Source organism: Arthrobacter sp. NPDC093125, from assembly GCF_044754225.1.
Lineage (GTDB): Bacteria > Actinomycetota > Actinomycetes > Actinomycetales > Micrococcaceae > Arthrobacter.
In genome coordinates this window covers 109371-129924 of record NZ_JBIVOQ010000006.1, presented here as the reverse complement: position 1 = coordinate 129924, position 20554 = coordinate 109371, and the positions used below count along the sequence as shown (strand labels likewise).

The window sequence follows — 20554 nt, the reverse complement described above, 5'->3', positions numbered from 1 at the left end:
CTGATTGAAAAGCGGCCCACGGTCTCGGGCTGCTGTTTTACCCACCTGATTGAAAAGCGGCCCACGGTCTCGGGCTGCTGTTTTACCCACCTGATTGAAAAGCGGCCCACGGTCTCGGGCTGCTGTTTTACCCACCTGATTTGCTCACTAACTTACTCAACGAGGAGTTTGAATGACTGTCGCGTCAACAACGTCCGCCACCAGGGAGCTGCTGGACTCCCCGGTGCTGAAGTCGGCCATATCCAAGGCCTCCTTCCGGCTCATGCCGATGCTGGTGATCCTCTACGTGGTTGCGTTCCTGGACCGCACCAACGTGGGTTTCGCAGAGGCGGCACTCGAGGTGGACAGGGGCATCACCGCCGGCGCCTACGCGCTCGGCGCGGGCATCTTCTTCATCGGCTACGCCCTGTTCGAGATCCCCTCCAACCTGCTCCTGACGAAGTTCGGCGCGAAGGTGTGGCTGGCCCGCATCGCGATCACCTGGGGGATCGTCTCCGCCTGCTTCGCCTTCGTCCAGGGCGAAGCTTCGTTCATCATCCTGCGGTTCCTGCTGGGTGTCACCGAGGCCGGTCTGTTCCCCGGCGTCATCATGTTCCTTGCGGCATGGTTCCCCAACAAGGTCCGCGTGAAGATGTTCGCCATCTTCTACCTGGCCCAGCCCTTCTCCCAGATGATGGGCGCGCCGCTGTCGGGCTGGCTGATCAACATCGGTGACCAGGTTCCCGGCGTCCACGGCTGGCAGGTCATGTTCTTCGTCGAGGGCATGCTCGCCGTGCTGGCCGGTATCGCGGCCTACTTCTTCCTGATCAACAGCCCGCAGGACGCCAAGTTCCTCAACAAGGACGAAAAGAAGGCGCTCCAGGACGTCATGTCCCTTGAGGACAACGTCAAGGAAGAATCCGGCCCACGCGGCGTGCTTGCCGCCATGAAGAACGGCCGCGTCTGGTACTTCACCATCATCTACTTCTGCCTGCAGATCGCGGTCTACGGCGTGACGTTCTACCTCCCGCAGCAGGTGGCCCAGCTGACCGGCCAGAAGGTGGGCCTCGCCGTCGGCCTGCTGGCTGCCATCCCCTGGTTCTTCGGCATCTTTGCCTGCTACTTCATCGGCAAGGCCGCCAACACTGTGATCCGCCGCCGGACCTGGGGCACGGGGCTCTTTATCTCCACGGGTCTCTGCATCTTCGGTTCCGCCTGGGCGGGATCGAATCATCTCCCGGTGCTCGGCATCCTGTTCATTTGCCTCGCGGTCTGCAGCTTCCTCTCCATCGGGCCCATTGCCTGGTCCTACCCGACGGCGTTCCTCACCGGAACGGCCGCGGCGGCCGGCATCGGGCTGATCAACTCGCTGGGCAACCTCGGCGGCTTCGTGGCTCCGATCCTGCGCACCTCCGTCAACCAGATCACCGCGTCCGATACCGGCACCATGGGTGTCTACGCGCTGGGCGTGATGCCGTTCCTCGCTGCTGCGATGATGTACGGCACGCGGAAGTTCAAGAACAAGGCGGACGACCTGCTCGAAAAGTAGGCGCCGAAACAGCAGCAGAACCAAGAAGGAGCAGAAGTCACAATGACGCAGACCCGCCCGGCCGGCACCGCAGGGTGCAACGCCGCGGAATCCCTGGCCGCGGAAGCCATGTACGTCGGTGTCAGCACCAAGATGTACCTGGGGTACGCGGACAGCCTGCGCTGGCTCGGCGAACTGCGCTCCGAAGTGGACGCCCGTCCGGCCCTCGCGGCCGGGCGGGTGGTCCCGTTTGTCATCCCGTCCTTTCCGATGCTTCCCGCAGCTGCCGAGCTTCTCGCCGGGTCCCCGGTGCTTCTTGGGGCGCAGGACTGCGGCTGGGCGGACGGTCCGTGGACCGGCGAGGTGTCGCCGTCTCTGCTTGCCGAGCTTGGCGTGCGGGTCGTGGAGATCGGCCACGCCGAGCGGCGCCGGCACTTCGGTGAGGATGACGCCATGATCGGGCTCAAGGTCAAAGCGGCCGACGACGCCGGGATTATCCCGCTGCTGTGTGTCGGCGAGGAAACCGCGGGGCCGGGTGCCGGAACGGGCAGTGCCTCCGAAACCCCGGCGGACGCCGCCGCCGAAGCCGCTGCATCCTTCGTCTATGGCCAAATTGAGGCCGCAACGGGTGGGGACTGGGCGCTCGCGTCCCGCCTTGTCATCGCGTACGAACCGGTCTGGGCCATCGGCGCGGCGGAACCAGCCAGCGCCGGTTACGTGTCCGCCGTCGTTCATCATCTCCGCGGACGGCTCGCCGCCCACGGACTTCGGGATTTGCCGATCATCTACGGCGGTTCGGCCAAGCCCGGGCTCCTCCCGACGCTTGACAGCGTGTCCGGACTCTTCCTGGGCCGGTTCGCGCACGACGCCGCCAACTTCGGAAAGGTGCTGGACGAAGCACTGACCGTAACCGCGGCGGACTAGAGGAACGCCTCGCGCCCGGTGCCTTCGTTGAGGACCAGTTCGCCGTCCTCGATGGACACCAGGAGGCTCTTCGGGCGGCCATGCAGCTTCATCTCCGCGCTGAGGTTCCGGCTGGTCACCTCGACACCCACCGTCGCGCCCTTGGCGGGTAGCTCCACAGAAACTTCTTCGGCCATGCCCAGCAGCTCACGGGTGGTGACGTCGCGGTCGAACCGGGCCTCCTTGCCGTTGACGGTGATGGCGACCTCGTCTTCATTGAAGCCGTCCTGAAGAATAATCAGCAATTCCTGCATGGTGCACCGCCTGCCCGGAGGATTTCTGCTTACAGCCACTACATCACTTAAGCCCAGCCGTGGGTAGAGCAGGTCTGCCGTGCAGCGAAGGTCCCAGGTGCCCGCCCGGACGGGTAAGGCAAAATAATGGGGTGACTCAACTCCCGCAGCCTCCGTCCACCGCCCCTGCTTCAGCAGCTGCCACTGCTTCAATTCCTGCCCCGCAGAGCCCGGCGGGCAGGCCCGGCTCCAGTGCGTCAGCGGGCGGTCCGGCAGAACGCATCGCCGGCAGTATCGCGGCCCAGATCGCTTCCGAACTCGGAGTGAAAGCCTGGCAGGTAAAGGCCGCCGTGGAACTGCTCGACGGCGGAGCCACCGTCCCCTTCATCGCCCGGTACCGCAAAGAAGTGACCGGGACGCTTGACGACACCCAGCTGCGCGAGCTCGACGAACGCCTGCGGTACCTGCGCGAACTGGAGGACCGCCGTCGGGCAGTCCTGGAGGCGCTCGCTGCTCAAGGCAAGCTGACTGCGGAACTCGAGGCCGCCGTCGTCGCTGCTGACACGAAGTCCAGGCTGGAGGACATCTACCTGCCCTTCAGGTCCAAGCGCCGCACGAAAGCGCAGATCGCGCGTGAAGCCGGGCTTGAGCCGCTCGCGGATGCATTGCTCAGGCGCCCCGACCTGGATCCTGAGCGCGAGGCGGCGAAGTACCTGAACACGGAGCACGCCGTGGACGATGCCGCCGCTGCGCTCGCCGGTGCCCGGGCCATCCTCGTGGAGCGCGCGGCGCAGGATCCTGACCTGGCCGAAACCCTGCGCGAGCGGCTGTGGACGCAGGGCAGGATGGTGTCGCGCGTGAAGAAGGGCAAGGAAGCCGAGGGGCAGAAGTTCGCGGACTACTTCGAGTTCGCGCAGGCTCCGGCCGGGATGCCGTCGCACCGTGTCCTCGCCTTGCTGCGCGGCGAAAAGGAAGGCGTGCTGGAGCTCGACCTCGCGGAGGCGGACCCTGGGGACGACGACGCCCTGGCCGCTGCACGCTCCCGGTACGAGTCCGCAGTGGCCAGGTTCCTCGGGGTTGCCGACCGCGGGCGTCCCGCCGATGGCTGGCTGGTGCAGACGGCGCAGGTGGCGTGGCGCTCGCGGGTGCTCGCCCGCCTGACGGCAGACCTGCGCGGACGGATGTTTGCTGCGGCGGAAGACGAGGCTGTCCGCGTCTTCGCGGCGAACCTGCGCGACGTGCTGCTCGCCGCACCGGCCGGGAACCGCGCCACCCTCGGCCTGGATCCCGGGCTGCGGACAGGCGTCAAAGTCGCTGTGGTGGACGGGACCGGCAAGGTGGTCGCCACGGACACCGTCTATCCGCACGCACCGGCCCGGAAGTGGGACGAAGCACTGGCGACCCTGGAGCGGCTGGCGCGGAAGCACGCCGTCGAACTCGTGGCGATCGGCAACGGCACTGCGTCGCGTGAGACGGACAAGCTCGCCGCCGAGCTGATCAAGAAACTGTCCGCAGGCAAAGCGCCCGCAGGCACGCCGTCCGCAGCGGAGGGCACCGGGGCGAAGCCGCAGAAGCTCGTGGTGTCCGAGGCCGGCGCGTCCGTCTACTCCGCATCGGCGCTGGCCGCAGCTGAACTGCCCGGCATGGATGTGTCCCTCCGCGGCGCCGTGTCCATCGCCCGCCGGCTGCAGGACCCGCTGGCTGAGCTGGTGAAAATCGATCCGAAGTCCATCGGCGTCGGGCAGTACCAGCACGATGTCACAGCAGCCAAGCTGGACCGCAGCCTCGACGCGGTGGTGGAGGACTGCGTGAACGCGGTGGGCGTGGACGTGAACACGGCGTCGCCCGCGCTGCTCAGCCGGGTTGCCGGGGTGGGGCGGTTGCTGAGCGAGAACATCGTGGCCTACCGGAACGAGAACGGCCCGTTCACCAAGCGCAGCGAGCTGAAGAAGGTGCCGCGGCTGGGCGCCAAGGCATTTGAACAGTGCGCCGGGTTCCTTCGGATCACCGGGGGAGCGGAGCCGCTGGATGCGTCCAGCGTCCACCCCGAGGCGTACCCGGTGGCTCGGAAGATCATGGCCGCCGCTGCCCCCGGGCAGTCTTCGAAGGGAGGGCTGCCGTCCTCAGGCCTCGCCAAGGCCAGCGCCCTGAATGCCCAGGACTTTGTCGACGGCACGTTCGGTCTGCCGACGGTCCGGGACATCATCGCCGAGCTGGAGAAGCCCGGCCGTGACCCCCGCCCGGCATTCAAGGCTGCGTCATTCTCGGAAGGCATTGAGAAGATCTCCGACCTCAAGCCCGGCATGGTGCTGGAGGGGACGGTCACCAACGTGGCTGCCTTTGGTGCGTTCGTGGATGTCGGAGTGCATCAGGACGGGCTGGTGCACGTGTCCGCGCTGGCCAACCGCTTCGTGTCCGACCCCCGCGAAGTCGTGAAATCCGGTCAGGTGGTGCGCGTCAAGGTGCTTGAAGCCGACCCGGAGCGGAAGCGGATTTCGCTGACCCTGCGGCTGGATGACGAACCGTCGACGTCGGGCGGGCGGCAGGCGGGCGGCGGTGGCCGGTCCGGCCGTGCTGGCGAACCGGGCGGAGCCAAGCAGTCCGGCCGCCCTGGCGGACAGGCCGCCGGCGGTGGAAGCGGTCGCGGGACATCTGGCCGCAACCGCCGGGAGGCTCCTGCACCTCAGAAGCCTGCGCCCGCCCCGGCGAACACTGCCTTGGCGGAAGCCCTGCGGCAGGCCGGCCTCGCGAAGTAGGTGGGCGGAGAGTCGGTGTCTGGAATCCGAGGCTGTGCCGTGTCGTGGGCGCGGTGTCCTCGAGACCTCAGAAGACCTTGCCTAGAGTAGCTGCATGAGTTTTACGCCGCCGGACCCTTTTACTACCCGCCCGACGCTCCGAGGCACCTTCGGCATGGCTGCATCGACGCACTGGCTGGCCACTGCCACAGCGCAGTCGGTGCTCGAACGCGGCGGAAACGCATTCGATGCCGCCACTGCCGCCGCTTTCGTGCTGCATGTTGTGGAGCCACACCTCAACGGTCCCGGCGGTGATATGACGGGCGTTTTCAGCACGGCCGAGGAACCGGGTAGGCCCGTGGTGCTGATGGGGCAGGGGCCAGCGCCGGCGGGAGCCACCGTGGAGCACTACCGGTCTGAAGGACTCGAACTTGTTCCGGGCTCCGGTGCGCTGGCCGCGGCGGTTCCGGGCGCCGTCGACGCCTGGCTTTTGCTTCTGCGGGACCACGGCACGTGGGAGCTGGCGGAAGTGCTGGACTTTGCGATCGGATATGCGCGGGACGGACACCCGGTTCTGGCGCGCGTCGGTGCCACCATTTCGGCGGTGTCTGAGCTGTTCCGCGAACACTGGCCGACTTCGGCAGAGCTGTGGATGCCCGGGGGGCGAATCCCGGCGGAAGGCGAGCTCATCACGAACCCCGCCCACGCCCGGACCCTGCAACGGCTGGTCCAGGCCGGGGCGGGTATCGGTGAGGCCGCTGGAACGGCTGCTGCCCATACGCGAGAGGCGCGGATTGACGCGGCGCGCAGGGAATGGAGCGAGGGGTTCGTGGCCAGTGCCATGGCGAGGGCCGTGCAGACGCCGCACCGCCATTCGTCCGGGACGGATCACCGCGGCGTCCTGACCACGGCGGACATTGCCGGCTTCCGCGCCGGCTATGAAGAGGCGGTGACGCTGGAATTCCGGGGTCATACGATCGCCAAGACCGGTCCGTGGGGGCAGGGACCGGCTTTGCTGCAGACTCTGGCCATCCTGGACGGCTTCGACGACGAGCACCTCGATCCGTCCACCGAGCTCGGCGCCCACACCATCCTTGAGGCCCAGAAGCTCGCGCTCGCCGACCGCGAGGCGTACTACGGAGATGCCGACGTGCCGCTGGACTACCTGCTGTCCGCAGAGTACGCCGCAGAGCGCCGGCAGCTGATCACCGAAAGCGCGTCCCATGAGTTCCGACCGGGACACGTTCCAGGGCGGGAGCCCTATATGCCGTTGCTGCGCACCGAGTATGTTCCGCCGGCGCTCGCGGATGACGACGGCGGTTCGGTCACGGGCAGTGCGTCCCGGCGCGGGGCAGCTGCCGGGGTGGGGGAGCCAACAGTGGAAAGGACGGGGGAGACGCGCGGCGATACGTGCCATATCGACGTCGTGGACCGCTGGGGCAACATGGTCTCGGCCACTCCGTCCGGCGGCTGGCTGCAGTCCTCCCCGGCCATCCCCGAACTCGGCTTTTGCCTGGGCACCCGGCTGCAGATGATGTGGCTCGAACCTGGGACACCGTCAACGCTCACACCGGGCAAGCGGCCGCGGACCACGCTGACCCCGACCCTGGTACTGCGTGAGGGAGCGTCAGTCACCGCGCTCGGCTCACCCGGCGGCGATCAACAGGACCAGTGGCAGCTCCTGTACCTGCTGCGGACGATCGTGGGCGGGTACTCGCCGCAGCAGGCGATCGACGCGCCGGCCTTCCATACGACGTCGATGCCCGGTTCGTTCTGGCCGCGTACGTGGGAACCGGGCGGTGCTGTGGTCGAGGACCGGCTCGGTGATGAAGTCATTGCAGGGCTTGAGCGAAGAGGTCACCGGGTTACCCGCGCAGGTGACTGGACGCTGGGACGGTTGTCCGCCGTCGTACGGGATCCCGCCATGGGAGTGCTGCAGGCCGCCGCGAATCCGCGGGGCGCGCAGGGGTATGCCGCCGGGCGGTAAAGCAGCGAGCCGACTGCCGTGACGGCTCTTTCCCTGCATAGGTGAGTCGGGGTTTCGGGCCTGCCGGGTTTCTGAAAAGCTGGGGCCATGAACTATTTCCTGGAATACACGGTCCCCGCCGCTCCTGACGATGCCGAATTCGAGTTCCCGTACAACGAGATTCAGTCGGGCACCACCATCCCGCTCTCGGAGACTGATTCTGAAATAGTTCACACTGCAGAGCTTCCCGCACGGACCGGCATCATCGGCGCGACGGTCCCGGAAGCCAAGCTCGAAGCCGAGCAACTCATCAACCACAGCCGGGCCACGGAGGCGTTGCTGTACGAGGATCCGTCGAACTCACTCCAGTCGGGCATCGGAACGCTTGTTGCCACCTACGTGGAGGGCCGTGGCTGGCAGGACGCCTAGTTCGTCTTCCGCGGTTGGGAGGCTTAGCTTCTGCCCAAGATTTGAGGACGTCCGAAGGTGCTCCGGACTCCTGGCGAATAAAGCACCGATTCCGGAGGCCCTGAAACTTTGATTCCCACTGCGGCAACCAGTTGGTCATCCAGCGAGGTCAGCTCTGCCCGGTAGAGCGGCCAAGCCGGATGTGTATTTGGCAAATATAGAGTTCGTCCGAGCAGCCGTGTGTGGAGACCGAAGCGCGCGGTCAGGTGGATGGACAGCGGATCGTTTGCCTCTTGGTCGCGTGCTGGTGTCACTGAGAAGTCTGACGTTTCGCCATGCCGGAATCTGCGCACAGAATAGCCAACGCCGCCGCGGGCTTCCAGCGGGGGACGGAAACGGGCACGGGACCAGACGTACGGGATTCTGGCTGCCCGCGCGGCCACAACGAAGGCGAGCCGCGACGCGTCCATGCTCAGGAACACAACTCCGCGCCTGCCGCTTGGCTCGCGTGAGTACAACCGGACGTTTACTTCGATAAATGTTCCGAAGTAAGGAATGACCGGGCCGCTTGCGAGGGTGGCCCCGTGCAGGCGGAATCCGACCAGCCCCACCCAAGAGGAGCCGTCGTACGTGTCAGGTCGCACTCCCGGCGGCATTTTCGTCGCGGCCAAGGCTTCCGGAATCCGCCAGTGCAGAAAGACGGCATCCAACCATTCTTGAGTGGTGATGACCGGCCCTGGCAGTTCGGGCGGCTCCGGCCACGGGTCCCGGCTCTCATTGGAGCCCGCAGACGAGTGCCCGGTCATTCGTGCTCCTTGCAGGTCAGCCGCATGGGCCGAGCCTAGCCCGCAACGGCTGCTTAGAGAAAGATATGGGCTTCGAGGTCTGTGAGTCCGAGGAGCAAGACCCAAATCACGTATCGGCTGCTGCGGCATCGCGGTTCCCTGAACCACCCTGTGAACCCGAACGGGAAGGGGACGGCTCCTTCTGCCATGGCCAGCGGCCGGTGATTTCCAGTTCAAGCGAAAAGCTCAGGAAGGTACGGATGAGGACGATGAGTGCCAGCACGCCCACGCTTTCGTAGGTCGGGGTGACGGCTACGGTGCGAATGATGTCGGCGGCCACGAGGAGTTCCAGACCGAGCAAAATTGAGCGGCCCAAAAGCTGGCGGTAGGAGCGGTACACGGTCATCGGCTCGGCATCGGCGGGGAGGCGCCGTGGCTGGTAACCCCGCAGAGCCATGGGGATCGAAACAACGGCACCGATCACCATCACCGCCACGCCCGCGAAGTCCATGAACTTCCCGATTTCTTCAATGATGTGCTGGAAATCCATCGGGCCCCTCGCTGAGTTGGGTTCGGTCGTGCGGCCGCAGCATCCCAGTTTTGAGCCGAGCACCGCACAGCCGTCAAGGAACAGCCTATGGGTGACGCACTCCGACACCGGACAGGATGTCCCGGTATCCGTCCCGGAATGTCGGATAGCGGAACGAATACCCTGTGCTGCGCAGCAGGGCGTTGCTGCACCGCTTGTTGCCGCCGCGGGCGTCGCCGGCATCACCCGAGGGCGGCATCCCGAGCCCCAGCTCCGCCGCCAGGAAACGCAGGACATCGCCGAGCTCGGCGGGGTCGTTGTCCACCCCCAGGTACACCGGCGACGGTTCGTCCTCCATGGTGCACAGCTGAACGATCGCGCCGGCGGCGTCGTCTCGGTGAATGCGGTTCGTGTAGCGCGGGACAGCAGGAATGATGGCGGAGCCGGTACGGACCTGATCGATGAGCCGCGTTCGTCCTGGCCCATAGATGCCCCCGAGACGAAGTGCCACAACAGTCGACGAAGTTCCGCTGAGACGGTCGGCCAGGAGCCTCTCAGCCTCGAGGAGGGTTTGGCCGGAGAAGCTGCCGGGTACCGCCGTCGTGCTTTCGTCGACCCAACCGGCGTCGGCGTCGCCGTAGACCGCCGTCGAGGAGACGAACAAGACACGGCGCGGCGTGACGCCGTCGCGCTCCAAAGCGTCCAAAACATGCGACAGCCCGTCCACGTAGGCCGCGCGGTATGCCGCTTCAGTGGGCGAATCGGCGGCAACAGCAACGACGACGGCGGTGGTGTCCGCCGGGACCGGCGGAAGATCCGGGGAGCTGAGGTCAGCCGCGACGCCTTCTATTTCGGGCGGCAGTTTCGAAGGAGAGCGGCGCCAGCCCACGACTCTGTGTCCGGCAGCGGCGAACCGCAGGCCGGCTTCGGTGCCCAAATCGCCGCAACCGGCCAGGAGGATAGTCATACCTGCAAGTCTGCCAGTCGACTGGCGGGAGACGTGAACTGGCCGTCGGTCGCGAAGAGCCCTGTTCAGAGCGCGGGAACCGGGAAGAACACCCGGGGATCCTGCAGGAGGGCTGGGTAATCGAACGCCGAGCGGTCGATGATTTCGGTGACTTCGAAATGCCTGCCGAAGCGGCCGTCGTCGAGCGTGATCGGCCGGCCAACAACCATGCCCACGGCGAACTTGCTGCCGCCCTCAAAGGGAACGGCCAGGGGGGACTTGCCGGGAAGCGTGGAAAACGCAGCCTCCTGGCGCTGGCGTTTCCGAGACGGCTTCTTGACCTGCTGCTTAGGAGGCAGCTTCCGCACCACCTTCAGCGGCCGGCGCGACGTCGACTCGGCGTAAACCGGCTGGTACTCGTCCTCTGCGGCGCCTCCTGCCTGGGCAGCGTCGCCCGCAGCCTGGGCAGCGCGGCCCACCGCAGGCAGCCCGACTTTATCGAGGCGCTCCGGGTCGATGTCGCCAACGTTCTCACGCAGGATCCAGAGGACGTCGCCTTCCGGGTCCTCCGGCAGGAAGACGTGGCGGGGCTCCGGCCAGACGTACTCGAGGTCCGCTTCCGTGCCCGGGAAAACCGGAGTGTAGAACCGCGGGTCTTTCCGGATGAGGTTGGAGCGGTGGCTCAGGTGAAGCTCCGGATCGCCGAGCCACGGCGGCATGGCAATCTTGGAAGCGTAATCGGGGTGGGCGGCCTGCGGAGCGAACTCCCGGATGTTGTCGCGCGTGTTGTCGGCAAATCCGCGCTTCATCCATTCGTCTGCCATCGCCAGGCCGTACATGGTCAGGGCTGGAACGTACCCCATCCACATGCGGATGGCGGGATGGGACTGCCAGCCGTACTCCGGAATCACCAGCGCACGCAGTGTCTGCAGCGCCTCGACGCGCTGCTTGCCGAGCCTGGCAGAGTCCAGGGTCGCTGCGCTTTGCTGGAAATCGGGATACGGGAGGAAGGTCTGCATCCTTTCAGTCTGAGGCCCCGCGCCTAATGTGCCAATTATGGTGGCCGGGCCCACAGCCAGAGCCCGCCGCGGGGCGTTCCACCATGCGGACCGATGCATACTTTAAGGGCGTGGAACCACTAAGATAGCCGAAACCCAAACCGCGTCTGGAAGCCCTTCACATGACTCTTACCGCCCCTGCGCCCTTCGTTAGCGCGCCTTCAGCATCCGATTCACAGGCGTCACATGCGTCCCAGCTGTTCGTTCCGAAGTACGGCAAGATGCTTGGCCCTGAGGCGAATGGCATCCTTGTTCTCGACGAATTCACCTTGGATCCGGCCGCTGCGCGCAAGGAGCAGCACCGTTTCCGCGACGCGCTGGCGTCGGTAACCCTGACCCTGCGCCGGCTGATGGCTCTTCGCGTCGTGATCGCCATCGTGGCCATCGCAAATCTGCCACTGTTCCTGATGTCGACCGGCTGGTGGATCTATCTCGTGTCCCTGTCCCTGGTGGTGGGTGTGCACCTGGCTGTCAGCTGGCTGAACCGGCACGAGCCGCGCGTGAAGCAGCGCCACGAGATGGAACTCCACCGCCACCGGGAACGCAGCAGCAACTACCGCAAGGTGCGCGACGCCGTGAAGTTTGTCATCGACACGCCATCCCGCATGAACGAGCACCTCTACCTGGAGCTGCTCCACGCCAAGCGCGTCGCCCTTCACCTGGCCTCGGGCACCGTTGCCCTGCTGGACACGAGCGACGACGCCGCCTGGAAGGTTCGCATCGTCCGCGAGCTGCCCGCCGCCTAAACGGCGACGCCTAGGCAGCGGAGACGCCAGACAGAGAAAGTACGACGCCGGGACGCCCCCTTCGCACGAGGGCATCCCGGCGTCGTACTGCTTTAAGCAGTTATCTAGTGGCGTCCGCTTGCGGTGGGCCGGCTGCTTATAGAGTCCTGCTTACGGAGTCCTGGGTGGACGCCGCCTTTAGCAGACCCATTCTGGCCGCTCTGTAACAGCGCTGCTAAACGAGGGTCGGCGTCCAACAAAGAACGGTAATACTGGAAAGGCCCCTGAGGCTCAAGGTCCCTTAAAGGGGGGGTGAGCCAGGCGGACATGACCTTCGCATGGCGTCGTGCCAAGGGACCAAGAACTACGTGGCCAAACGCACCGTGGAGGGCAAGAACAAACGGGAATTCATGCGCAGCCTCAAACGCTACGCAGCCCGGGAAATCTACCGCCAGATCACCAACCCCCAACCGGCTCCAAACAACGCTGACCTGCGCAAGGAACACACCAGACTCGGCCTAACCATCACGACCGTCGCCCGCGAGCTTGGCCAATGGCCCTCCAAAATTTCCATCCTGGAACGAGGCCTCCTCCGCAACGATACCCATGCGAAGAACTACCCCCAGTGGTTAGCAGGCAGCATGAAGCACCCGTCGCTGCGTCCCTTTCACATGAGCCAAAATTGCTGACGCATTACGACGGATGAACTTGGCACAAGCCTTGACATGGGTCGTTGCTGCCTTTGTCTCCGTGACTCCACGGCGGAAAGGAGGTCCTCACTTTTACGTAAATAAGTCCGGCGAGTCACCGCGTTCACCCAACGGATACCCATGGGCAGCACATCTAATCGGCCCGCGGTGTAGCGGTATTGCTGATTGAGGGATGTTGCCCGGACCGGTAGGCAGACGCGATGACTGGTTCGAGTTCGTCGATCACGGTACGGTTCCCGGGGAGAACCACATGGGCAAGAAATTCCGATTCGAGGGTAGCAACACCGGCTGCCACCGCTGCGAGTTTGGCCTCGGTCGATAGGGCGAAGGCATGCCAAAGCCTGCGGGCATTGAGCTCCAGGACTTTTGCTGTAGCTTCTCGGCCAGGGACCTCCGCGGAGCCATCCGGGACAGCAGGGATTCCGTCGGGCTGGGGCAAAGAGATGACCATGCGGAACTGCCTTCCGCAGGCCCTGAACGCGATGGCGCTGAGGTGTCCGCGCTGACTGAAACGAACATCCGTCGCCCCAAAGTCCAAGAGCGCCCGCTCGACATGTTCCCGTGAAGCCCCAACGCTGAAGGAGTCACCACGCGTGTAAAAACTCCGGGAATCAAAAAGTGTCATGGTCCAACTATGCGCCCCCATGCCGCCTTTCGACTGCTTCAGCCCATCGGCGGGATGAACAAAGCCGCAGGAACGATTTTCTTGGGAAACTCCAGGTGCAACGGGGTCCGCCGGGCCTAGTGTTGGCTGTGTCGGCACACGCCGCGCTACTACCCTCAGGGAGGGTGCATGAACTCCAAACAGTCCAGCTCCGAACAATTCATGCTGTATCTGAAAAGTCTGGGTGGTTCAGAAGTTGACGTCACCGGACCTGCCAGCGTGGTCAGTGTTGAGGACACCGTGGAGACCGTAGTCTCTCGAATGAGGAAGGAGAAGTACGCACACGGTTATGATCTGGTGGACCCTTCAACTCTTCAGGCCTCCGCGCAAGTCCTAATCAGTAGGCGCGACGAGAACAAACCCCTCCACCTGGCCCGGCATCCGCAAGAAGGGGACTACCAGCTGGATATCCACCTCAGTGGATCCGATACAACCAGGGAAACCATTCCTATGAAGAGCCTGAAAGAGGCCAAGGTATGGGCAAGGGAACGACTCGACACGGTAGGCGCCCAAGCCGGTGTTATCTACCACTCCACCCTTGGCAGCACTGGACCGGGAACGGGGACGCTCGCTTCCAACTTTGAACGCTCCGTCGGCTGGCTGGTACCGATAAACACACCACCCGCCACAACAGAATGAAGGACATCCTCGACTGGATCGGCCGAAAAAGCAATCTCCACATCCCCGGCTGGCCATCCGGACCTCGGTCAGCCATGCAGTGACGCTACACAACGTGTCCAAGGTCCCCGTGCACTCGCTCTTGATCGGACTTTAGGTCGCTTTAGCAAGATATCCGGTGCTCCACACAGGCGCCGGAACATCAAGTCCCGGGTTTCATGACCGGGCAGACCACCATGGGGACGCTCCCGCACAAATCCTCCGACAGCTTCCTGATCGAACCCACGGCACGGACTGATGCTGTCTTAAACGATCAACGCCGGGTGCCCGAAACGGGCACCCGGCGTTGGACCGCAGACAGTCTGTACCGTCAACTGGCCGCCAAAATTAGGCGGCAGGCAGCTGCAGAACCTGGCCGACGAAGATCAGATTGACATTATTGATCTTGTCGGTGTTGGCGTCGGCGAGGCCCTGCCAGCCACCCTTGGTGCCGAGCTTCTGAGCGATCTTGCTCAGGGTGTCGCCAGCCTGGACGGTGTAGGTCTCGCCGCTGACGGCAACGGGGGCCACGTGCTTGGCGTGGGTCTGAACCGGGGCAGCCTGGACAGGAGCGGCCTGGACAGGAGCAGCCTGGACAGGAGCAGCCTGGACAGGAGCAGCCTGGACAGGAGCAGCCTGAACCGGCGCGCTCTGCGGCTGGATCTGCGGTGCGGGAGCGCCACCGCCGCCGCTCAGGCCAAGCTTGGCAGCGCAAGCGGGCCATGCGCCCCAGCCCTGGGTAGCCTGAACGCGCTCGGCCACAGCGATCTGTTGGGCGCGGGAAGCGTTTTCGGGGGAGCCGGTGCCACCGAAGCCAGCCCAGGTCTGCGGCGTGAACTGCAGGCCGCCGGAGAAGCCGTTGCCGGTGTTGATGGCCCAGTTGCCGCCGCTCTCACACTGCGCAAGTGCGTCCCAGGTGGATGCGGGGGTTGCAGCGTTGGCTGCGGTGGCCGAAAGAGCCAGACCTGCAGCAGAAACGGCGGCAAGGGTTACGCCGCGGCGCGCGGCAGTGGTGAAAGTCGATTTCTTCATTGTGGGATGCTCCTGAGGCCACCCGCGCTCGGTCCGTCCCCGGACGTTGTCGCGCTACCACCCGCCCCTGACAAACTAGAGGTCATTTCGGTGTCCGCCGGCCGGGCAGTAATTGGTGGAGGCGGCACCGGGCATTCATGGGTCCGCGACTCGCGCGGGCATGTGTTCCACCGTAGAGGAGTCCGGCTCCGTTATCAAATCGAGATCAATATTGACAGTCAAGCCGCCGAGGATGAGGGCCTCGAAGTGCTAGGTACGGCCCTCCAGAACCGCGCCGTGCCGCGGGAAATGAGGGCAGGAGAGGTTTTCGGTGCCCATTGGCCATCGATCCTTGACGCATGAACCGGCCAAGGGCGGGAGCAGCAGAATCTCCAATAGATCACAGTCTGTTAACGGCGCGGGCATGTTTCCCTGCCCGTCCTTCCGACCACTGGCGTTGGTGACGTATCCGGGGTCTATTCTTGCGTTTGTGAATACCTACGACGGCGCCGCCGAACCGGCCGATCAAACCGCACTTCTGAACGAACCGGACACCGCAGTGGCACCGCCGCTCATGCCCCTGGCGGAACTGCACCTGCACATTGAAGGGACCCTGGAACCCGAGCTGATCTTCGCGCTCGCGGAACGCAACGGCATCGAGCTTCCATATGCCGATCTGGCTGAGCTGCGTGCCCGTTATGAATTTACCGACCTGCAGTCCTTTCTGGACCTGTACTACGCCAACATGGCTGTGCTGCAGACCGAAGCCGACTTCGCGGACATGACCCGTGCCTATCTTGCCCGGGCGGCCGCGGCCGGAGTGCGGCATGCCGAGATCATGCTGGATCCCCAGGCGCATATATCCCGCGGAGTGCCGCTGGCGACCTGCGTCAACGGCGTGGCCTCTGTACTCGCTGTCTCGGAAGAGGAATTCGGGATTACCACCCTACTGATCGCAGCCTTCCTGCGTGATCTGTCGGAAGAATCGGCCCTTGAAGTTTTGGAAGCGCTGATAGCCATGAACGCGCCCATCGCCGGCATCGGCCTGGATTCCGCCGAAGTAGGCAACCCGCCCTCCAAGTTCAAGCGGCTCTTTGCGCGGGCCGGCGAAGCAGGCCTGCGCAAGATCGCCCACGCCGGTGAGGAGGGACCGCCGTCGTACATTGTGGAAGCGCTGGACCTGCTGGGAGTCGACCGGATTGACCATGGCATCCGGTGCATGGAGGACCCGGATCTCGTGGAGCGGCTGGTCGAAGAGCGCGTGCCGCTGACCGTTTGCCCGCTGTCAAACGTGCGGCTCCGCGCGGTCGATAAGCTGGCCGACCACCCGCTTCCGGCCATGCTGGCCGCCGGGCTGAACGTCAGCGTCAACTCCGACGATCCCGCGTACTTCGGCGGGTACGTGGATGACAACTTCGCCCAGCTGGAACAGGTGACGGGCCTCTCGGAGTTCGACCGTGTCAGGTTGGCCGCCCATTCGATCGGCTCATCCTTCGCCTCGGAAGAGCGGAAAGCTGAATTGCTGGCCGAGCTCTCTGGCTGAGGGTTTCGACGCGGGGCGGCAGCGAAATAGTGCATGTGACGCCCCCATTTTGAGGCGAGAGGCAGCTGATTGGCCTCCCCGCGCCGGGCAATGTTACGTTTAGGTCACCGGTTGGCGCACACGCCCTTCAGAGCGTCCTGAATGCCTTCTCGTGTGGTACTCCACCAGGCGGCAATGTGAGGCGTGGCCGCAGACCGGAACCGACATCGGCAGGACTTTGTCCCCTCATCGGCCTGCCTGTTTCCGCACTCCCCAACAGAGGCTTTATATCCCCATGCCCAGGAAAAATCTGCTGGCCCTCAGCACGCTATCGCTCCTACTCGCTACGACGGCATGTAGTGCCGGGGCCGGTGCCCAAATGTCACCCTCTCAATCTGCGGGCTCGGCCAGCCGGGGTGCAGAGGCTAACTCCGGTTCCACCGACATCTCCTCGGAGGTCGGCGTCTCCCAGAGGGCCGCGGCCGAGAAGGCCAGGGTTGCCGCCAAGGCTAAGGAAGCCGCGGCGGAGAAGGCGGGCAATGGCTCCGTAGCCAAGAAGGATGCCGCAGCAGCGAAGGCCAGGGGCGCTGCAGCCGAGAAGGATGCCGCGGCAGCGAAGGTGGCTGCAGCCCAAGCCGCCACGCCCGAGAAGGAAGCCGCTGCGGACGCCGCGGATAAGGCTGACGCAGCGAAGAAGGCGGCCGGGCAGGCCGCACCCCAGAGGCCCGGAGCAGGCAAGCCCGGAGCAGGCAAGGCGCCGGTGACGGTTCCGAAGGCTCCGGTGGTAATCCCCGCCGTTCCAAAGCTGCCGGTGGAAACGCCCCGAATTCCTGCGCTGCCGGAGGACATCCCGACTGTTCCGGGTTTGCCGGAGGGGACCCCTACCATCCCGGATCTGCGGAAGGTGACCCCCACGGTTCCGGATTCCGTTCCGGCACCGGCTGGCCCGGCGTCGCCCTCCCAAGGAATCGTCAACCAATAGATTCAAATCCTCACCATTCTCACGGCTTTGCAGTGCGGGGACTGGCCGGCAGGCCGGTCCCCGCATTTTCTTTACCGCGCTGACCGGTGGCTCTGTTTGAGCGGTCGGTGGAAGCCGAATGCTTGCAGCCGCCTCCCAGACCTGCTAGTCCTGTGAAGGAGGCATTACGAGGCTGTGATGCCGGGCCCTAAGCAGCAGGACCCAGACCGTGAAAGAGTCGAGGAGAGTGCAGCATGCCGCGCAAAAACCCGCGGGTGGAAGAGGCTGACGAAAAAGACCTTGAAGTAGGCAAGCCGAAGGACTGGGCCGCCGGCATCCCCGGCGTGGTGCATTCCATGCAGCCGGCGCTCAAGCACATGGGCGTGGGCAGGGCGGAGAAGACGCTGCTGGCCCTGAACCAGAAGGACGGCTTTGATTGCATGAGCTGCGCTTGGCCGGACCCGGGTCACCGCAAGACGTTCGAGTTCTGCGAAAACGGTGCCAAGGCCGTCACCTGGGAAGCCACGCCTGTGGTGGTGGCGTCGGAGTTCTGGGCGGAACACCCGGTCAGCGAACTGCGGCAAAGGCCGGAGTACTGGCTGGGCATGCAGGGCCGTCTCACGGAACCGGTGTACAAGCCGGCGGGGGAGGACCACTACCGGCCGGTCAGCTGGGACGAGGCGTTCAGGATCGTGGGCGACCGGCTGAAAGGCCTGGCCAGCCCGGACGAGGCCGCGTTCTACACAAGCGGCCGGACGTCCAACGAGGCCGCCTTCATCTACCAGCTGTTCATCCGCGCCTTTGGAACCAACAACCTTCCGGACTGCTCCAACCTGTGCCACGAATCATCGGGCTGGGCCATGGGGCAGACCATCGGCATCGGCAAGGCGACCATTTCGTACGACGATTTCGCCAAGGCCCAGCTGATCATCATCATGGGTCAGAACCCGGGAACCAACCATCCGCGGATGCTGACCGCGCTTGAGGAAGCCAAGGAGGCCGGTTGTGAGATCGCGGCCGTCAATCCGCTGCCGGAAGCCGGGCTCATGCGGTACAAGAACCCGCAAAAGGTCAAGGGAATCATCGGCCACGGCACTGAGCTCGCAGACCAGTTCCTGCAGATCCGGGTGGGAGGGGACATGGCGCTGCTGCAGGCCATCTCCAAACGGGTCCTGGATGCCGAGGCGAAGAACCCCGGGACAGTGCTGGACCACGAGTTCCTTGAAGAACACTGCCAGGGCCTGGAGGAGCTCCGAGCCCATCTGGCGGACCTGGACGATGAGACCGTCCGGGAAGCGACCGGCCTTCGCACCGAGGAGATCGACGAGCTGGCGGCGCGCTACCTGAAGGCGGACCGGGTCATCATCACCTGGGCCATGGGTATCACGCAGCACAAGAAAGCCGTCGCCACGATCAAGGAGATCATCAATCTGCTGTTGCTGCGCGGCAACATTGGCAAGCCCGGTGCCGGCGCCTCGCCCATCCGCGGCCATAGCAACGTCCAGGGTGACCGCACGATGGGCATCTGGGAGCAAATGCCTCCTGCCTTTATGGACGCGCTCGGCAAGGAGTTCGACTTCGACCCGCCCCGCGAGCCGGGCGCGGACGCCGTCGAAAGCATCCGGAAGATGCGCGATGGCGAGATCAAGGTTTTCGTCGCCCTGGGAGGCAACCTGGTGGCCGCCATTTCAGACACGCACGCCGCCGAGGCGGCCATGGAAAACACGGACCTGACGGTGCAGATCTCCACCAAGCTCAACCGCTCCCACACGGTGACGGGGAAGGAGGCTCTCATCCTGCCCACCATGGGACGGACCGAGATCGACATGCAGGCGTCCGGGCCGCAGTTTGTCTCCGTCGAGGACACCGTGTGCGCCGTTCATGCCTCCCACGGGAAGGTGAAGCCGGTGGCGCCGAACCTGCTGTCCGAGGTGGCGATCGTCTGCCGCCTGGCGCGGGAGACCGTGGCCGGTAAGACGAGCGCGGACTGGGAGGGCTTCGAAAAGAACTACGACCTCATCCGTGAGCATATTTCCCATGTGGTGGCAGGCTGCGAAAACTACAACGACAAGATCCGGCAGGAGGGCGGCTTTGTCCTGCCCAACGGCCCGAGGGACTCGCGAACCTTCCGCACCCCGACCGGGAAGGCGATACTGACGGTCAACCACCTCGAGCACATCGAGCGGCCGGCGGGAACCCTGATCCTGCAGTCCGTGCGCTCCCATGACCAGTTCAACACCACCATCTACGGCTACAACGACCGGTACCGCGGCATCAAGAAGGGGCGGGAGGTTGTCTTTATCAGCCCCGAGGACATTGCTGAACTCGGTCTGAGCGACGGCCAGCTCGTCGACCTGCATGGGGTGTACGACGACAACGTGGAGCGGGTGATGCGGAAGCTGCGCGTGGTGTCCTATCCCACGGCCCAGGGCTGCGCGGCCACGTACTATCCCGAATCCAACGTGCTCGTTCCACTGGACAGTGTGGCGGAGGGCAGCAACACGCCGGCGTCGAAAGCGGTGATCGTGAGGCTGGAACCGAGCGCGGTGTAAGGCCATGGGTGCGGCGGCGGCCGGGCCTCCCTGCTTGCGGCGCCGCTACGCCGTTACTGCCTGCTGACGTAGCTGCTTGCTGACGTCACTGCGCGGTGGTGGTCCAGCCCGCGCTGTCGGGGCCGCCGTCGATTCCGTGCTCGCAAAGCTGCAGAGCTGTCTGGGCGGCGGACTGGACGGCTTCGTTCGGTGTGCCTTCCCCGTTCTGGGCAGCCAGTCCGGCGGCGTAACCCACCAGCAGCGCGCTGATTGGGGCGGCGGACGGGTTCACGGCCCGCGCGGATTCCTGCGCCAAGCGGGCAACCAGCTGCCGGTCGACGTTGAGATCCAGGATCTGCAGCGCCTGGGTCAGCCGCCGGCTCCACTGGGCAAGTTCGTGGTCGCTGGCTTCTTCATCGTGGGCGGGGCTGGTTGAAGTGGGGGAGGTTGTGCCTTCGCTGCCCTCGGTATTGCCCGTCATGAAAGTTCCTTTCTATGGCAAGGAGCCGATCTGCTGGTTTAGCGCCGCATTTCTGCTCCGCTTTCAAAGGCCGGGCCGCCGCCGGACCCGGGTCGGCCGCACGGTTGTGCGGCCTTTCCTGGACCGGCGGCTGTACCCAAGTCCAAAGCGGTGCAAAAATGC

The 20554-nt window shown here is 64.9% G+C and carries 19 protein-coding genes; 11 read left to right on the top strand and 8 right to left on the bottom strand.

The features are described 5' to 3' along the window. Window positions 1-172 precede the first annotated feature (172 nt). Together ACIP9X_RS13470 and ACIP9X_RS13465 are read left to right on the top strand one after the other, a co-directional pair. The gene (locus ACIP9X_RS13470; protein ID WP_400480250.1) at window positions 173-1528 is read left to right on the top strand and encodes an MFS transporter; all 1356 of its coding nucleotides are present in this window, start codon (window positions 173-175) and stop codon (window positions 1526-1528) included. A 108-nt stretch (window positions 1529-1636) separates the two neighbouring features. Further along, window positions 1637-2431, top strand: a complete 795-nt coding sequence (locus tag ACIP9X_RS13465; RefSeq protein WP_400480377.1) for a triose-phosphate isomerase family protein — start codon at window positions 1637-1639, stop codon at window positions 2429-2431. Here the strand turns inward: ACIP9X_RS13465 and ACIP9X_RS13460 are convergent. Next, window positions 2428-2724 (bottom strand): hypothetical protein, encoded by a 297-nt coding sequence (locus ACIP9X_RS13460; RefSeq protein WP_400480249.1) that lies wholly within the window; start codon window positions 2722-2724, stop codon window positions 2428-2430. The genes ACIP9X_RS13465 and ACIP9X_RS13460 overlap by 4 nt on opposite strands. A gap of 260 nt (window positions 2725-2984) precedes the next feature. Here ACIP9X_RS13460 and ACIP9X_RS13455 point away from each other — a divergent pair, with 260 nt between their 5' ends. The 3 genes from ACIP9X_RS13455 to ACIP9X_RS13445 all read left to right on the top strand — a co-directional run bounded on the left by ACIP9X_RS13455 (window position 2985) and on the right by ACIP9X_RS13445 (window position 7833). Then, the gene (locus ACIP9X_RS13455) at window positions 2985-5459 is read left to right on the top strand and encodes a Tex family protein (protein WP_400480376.1); all 2475 of its coding nucleotides are present in this window, start codon (window positions 2985-2987) and stop codon (window positions 5457-5459) included. A gap of 94 nt (window positions 5460-5553) precedes the next feature. Continuing rightward, window positions 5554-7425, top strand: coding sequence for a gamma-glutamyltransferase family protein (locus ACIP9X_RS13450; protein ID WP_400480248.1), 1872 nt, complete (start codon window positions 5554-5556; stop codon window positions 7423-7425). 87 nt (window positions 7426-7512) lie between these two features. Next, window positions 7513-7833, top strand: a complete 321-nt coding sequence (locus ACIP9X_RS13445) for a hypothetical protein (protein ID WP_400480247.1) — start codon at window positions 7513-7515, stop codon at window positions 7831-7833. A gap of 23 nt (window positions 7834-7856) precedes the next feature. Here the strand turns inward: ACIP9X_RS13445 and ACIP9X_RS13440 are convergent, their stop codons facing one another. The 4 genes from ACIP9X_RS13440 to ACIP9X_RS13425 all read right to left on the bottom strand — a co-directional run bounded on the left by ACIP9X_RS13440 (window position 7857) and on the right by ACIP9X_RS13425 (window position 11091). Then, complete coding sequence (locus ACIP9X_RS13440; RefSeq protein WP_400480246.1) at window positions 7857-8618, bottom strand: YqjF family protein; 762 nt, start codon at window positions 8616-8618, stop codon at window positions 7857-7859. Window positions 8619-8724: 106 nt separating this feature from the next. Further along, window positions 8725-9147 carry a DUF1622 domain-containing protein gene (locus tag ACIP9X_RS13435; protein WP_400480245.1) on the bottom strand — a complete coding sequence of 141 codons (423 nt, stop codon included), beginning with the start codon at window positions 9145-9147 and terminating at the stop codon, window positions 8725-8727. Window positions 9148-9232: 85 nt separating this feature from the next. Continuing rightward, window positions 9233-10093, bottom strand: coding sequence for an SDR family oxidoreductase (locus tag ACIP9X_RS13430; protein WP_400480244.1), 861 nt, complete (start codon window positions 10091-10093; stop codon window positions 9233-9235). A 65-nt stretch (window positions 10094-10158) separates the two neighbouring features. Continuing rightward, window positions 10159-11091, bottom strand: a complete 933-nt coding sequence (locus tag ACIP9X_RS13425) for an MSMEG_6728 family protein (protein WP_400480243.1) — start codon at window positions 11089-11091, stop codon at window positions 10159-10161. 260 nt (window positions 11092-11351) lie between these two features. Here ACIP9X_RS13425 and ACIP9X_RS13420 point away from each other — a divergent pair, with 260 nt between their 5' ends. Both ACIP9X_RS13420 and ACIP9X_RS13415 read left to right on the top strand, forming a co-directional pair. After that, window positions 11352-11876 carry a hypothetical protein gene (locus tag ACIP9X_RS13420; protein WP_400480375.1) on the top strand — a complete coding sequence of 175 codons (525 nt, stop codon included), beginning with the start codon at window positions 11352-11354 and terminating at the stop codon, window positions 11874-11876. A gap of 347 nt (window positions 11877-12223) precedes the next feature. Continuing rightward, window positions 12224-12544 carry a hypothetical protein gene (locus tag ACIP9X_RS13415; protein WP_400480242.1) on the top strand — a complete coding sequence of 107 codons (321 nt, stop codon included), beginning with the start codon at window positions 12224-12226 and terminating at the stop codon, window positions 12542-12544. 154 nt (window positions 12545-12698) lie between these two features. Here the strand turns inward: ACIP9X_RS13415 and ACIP9X_RS13410 are convergent, their stop codons facing one another. After that, a complete protein-coding gene (locus ACIP9X_RS13410) occupies window positions 12699-13016 on the bottom strand; it encodes a hypothetical protein (protein WP_400480241.1) in 318 nt (105 codons plus the stop codon). A 342-nt stretch (window positions 13017-13358) separates the two neighbouring features. Here ACIP9X_RS13410 and ACIP9X_RS13405 point away from each other — a divergent pair, with 342 nt between their 5' ends. Next, entirely contained in the window at window positions 13359-13868 is a 510-nt protein-coding gene (locus tag ACIP9X_RS13405) for a hypothetical protein (protein WP_400480240.1), read from the top strand. Window positions 13869-14234: 366 nt separating this feature from the next. Here ACIP9X_RS13405 and ACIP9X_RS13400 read toward each other — a convergent pair whose 3' ends face one another. Further along, window positions 14235-14918 carry a transglycosylase family protein gene (locus tag ACIP9X_RS13400; RefSeq protein WP_400480239.1) on the bottom strand — a complete coding sequence of 228 codons (684 nt, stop codon included), beginning with the start codon at window positions 14916-14918 and terminating at the stop codon, window positions 14235-14237. 553 nt (window positions 14919-15471) lie between these two features. Here ACIP9X_RS13400 and ACIP9X_RS13395 point away from each other — a divergent pair. The 3 genes from ACIP9X_RS13395 to ACIP9X_RS13385 all read left to right on the top strand — a co-directional run bounded on the left by ACIP9X_RS13395 (window position 15472) and on the right by ACIP9X_RS13385 (window position 19932). Beyond that, window positions 15472-16440 (top strand): adenosine deaminase, encoded by a 969-nt coding sequence (locus ACIP9X_RS13395; RefSeq protein ID WP_400480374.1) that lies wholly within the window; start codon window positions 15472-15474, stop codon window positions 16438-16440. Window positions 16441-16798: 358 nt separating this feature from the next. Beyond that, a complete protein-coding gene (locus ACIP9X_RS13390; protein ID WP_400480238.1) occupies window positions 16799-17401 on the top strand; it encodes a hypothetical protein in 603 nt (200 codons plus the stop codon). 233 nt (window positions 17402-17634) lie between these two features. Beyond that, window positions 17635-19932, top strand: coding sequence for an FdhF/YdeP family oxidoreductase (locus tag ACIP9X_RS13385; RefSeq protein ID WP_400480237.1), 2298 nt, complete (start codon window positions 17635-17637; stop codon window positions 19930-19932). 85 nt (window positions 19933-20017) lie between these two features. Here ACIP9X_RS13385 and ACIP9X_RS13380 read toward each other — a convergent pair whose 3' ends face one another. Next, complete coding sequence (locus tag ACIP9X_RS13380; RefSeq protein WP_400480236.1) at window positions 20018-20392, bottom strand: DUF6457 domain-containing protein; 375 nt, start codon at window positions 20390-20392, stop codon at window positions 20018-20020. Window positions 20393-20554 lie beyond the last annotated feature (162 nt).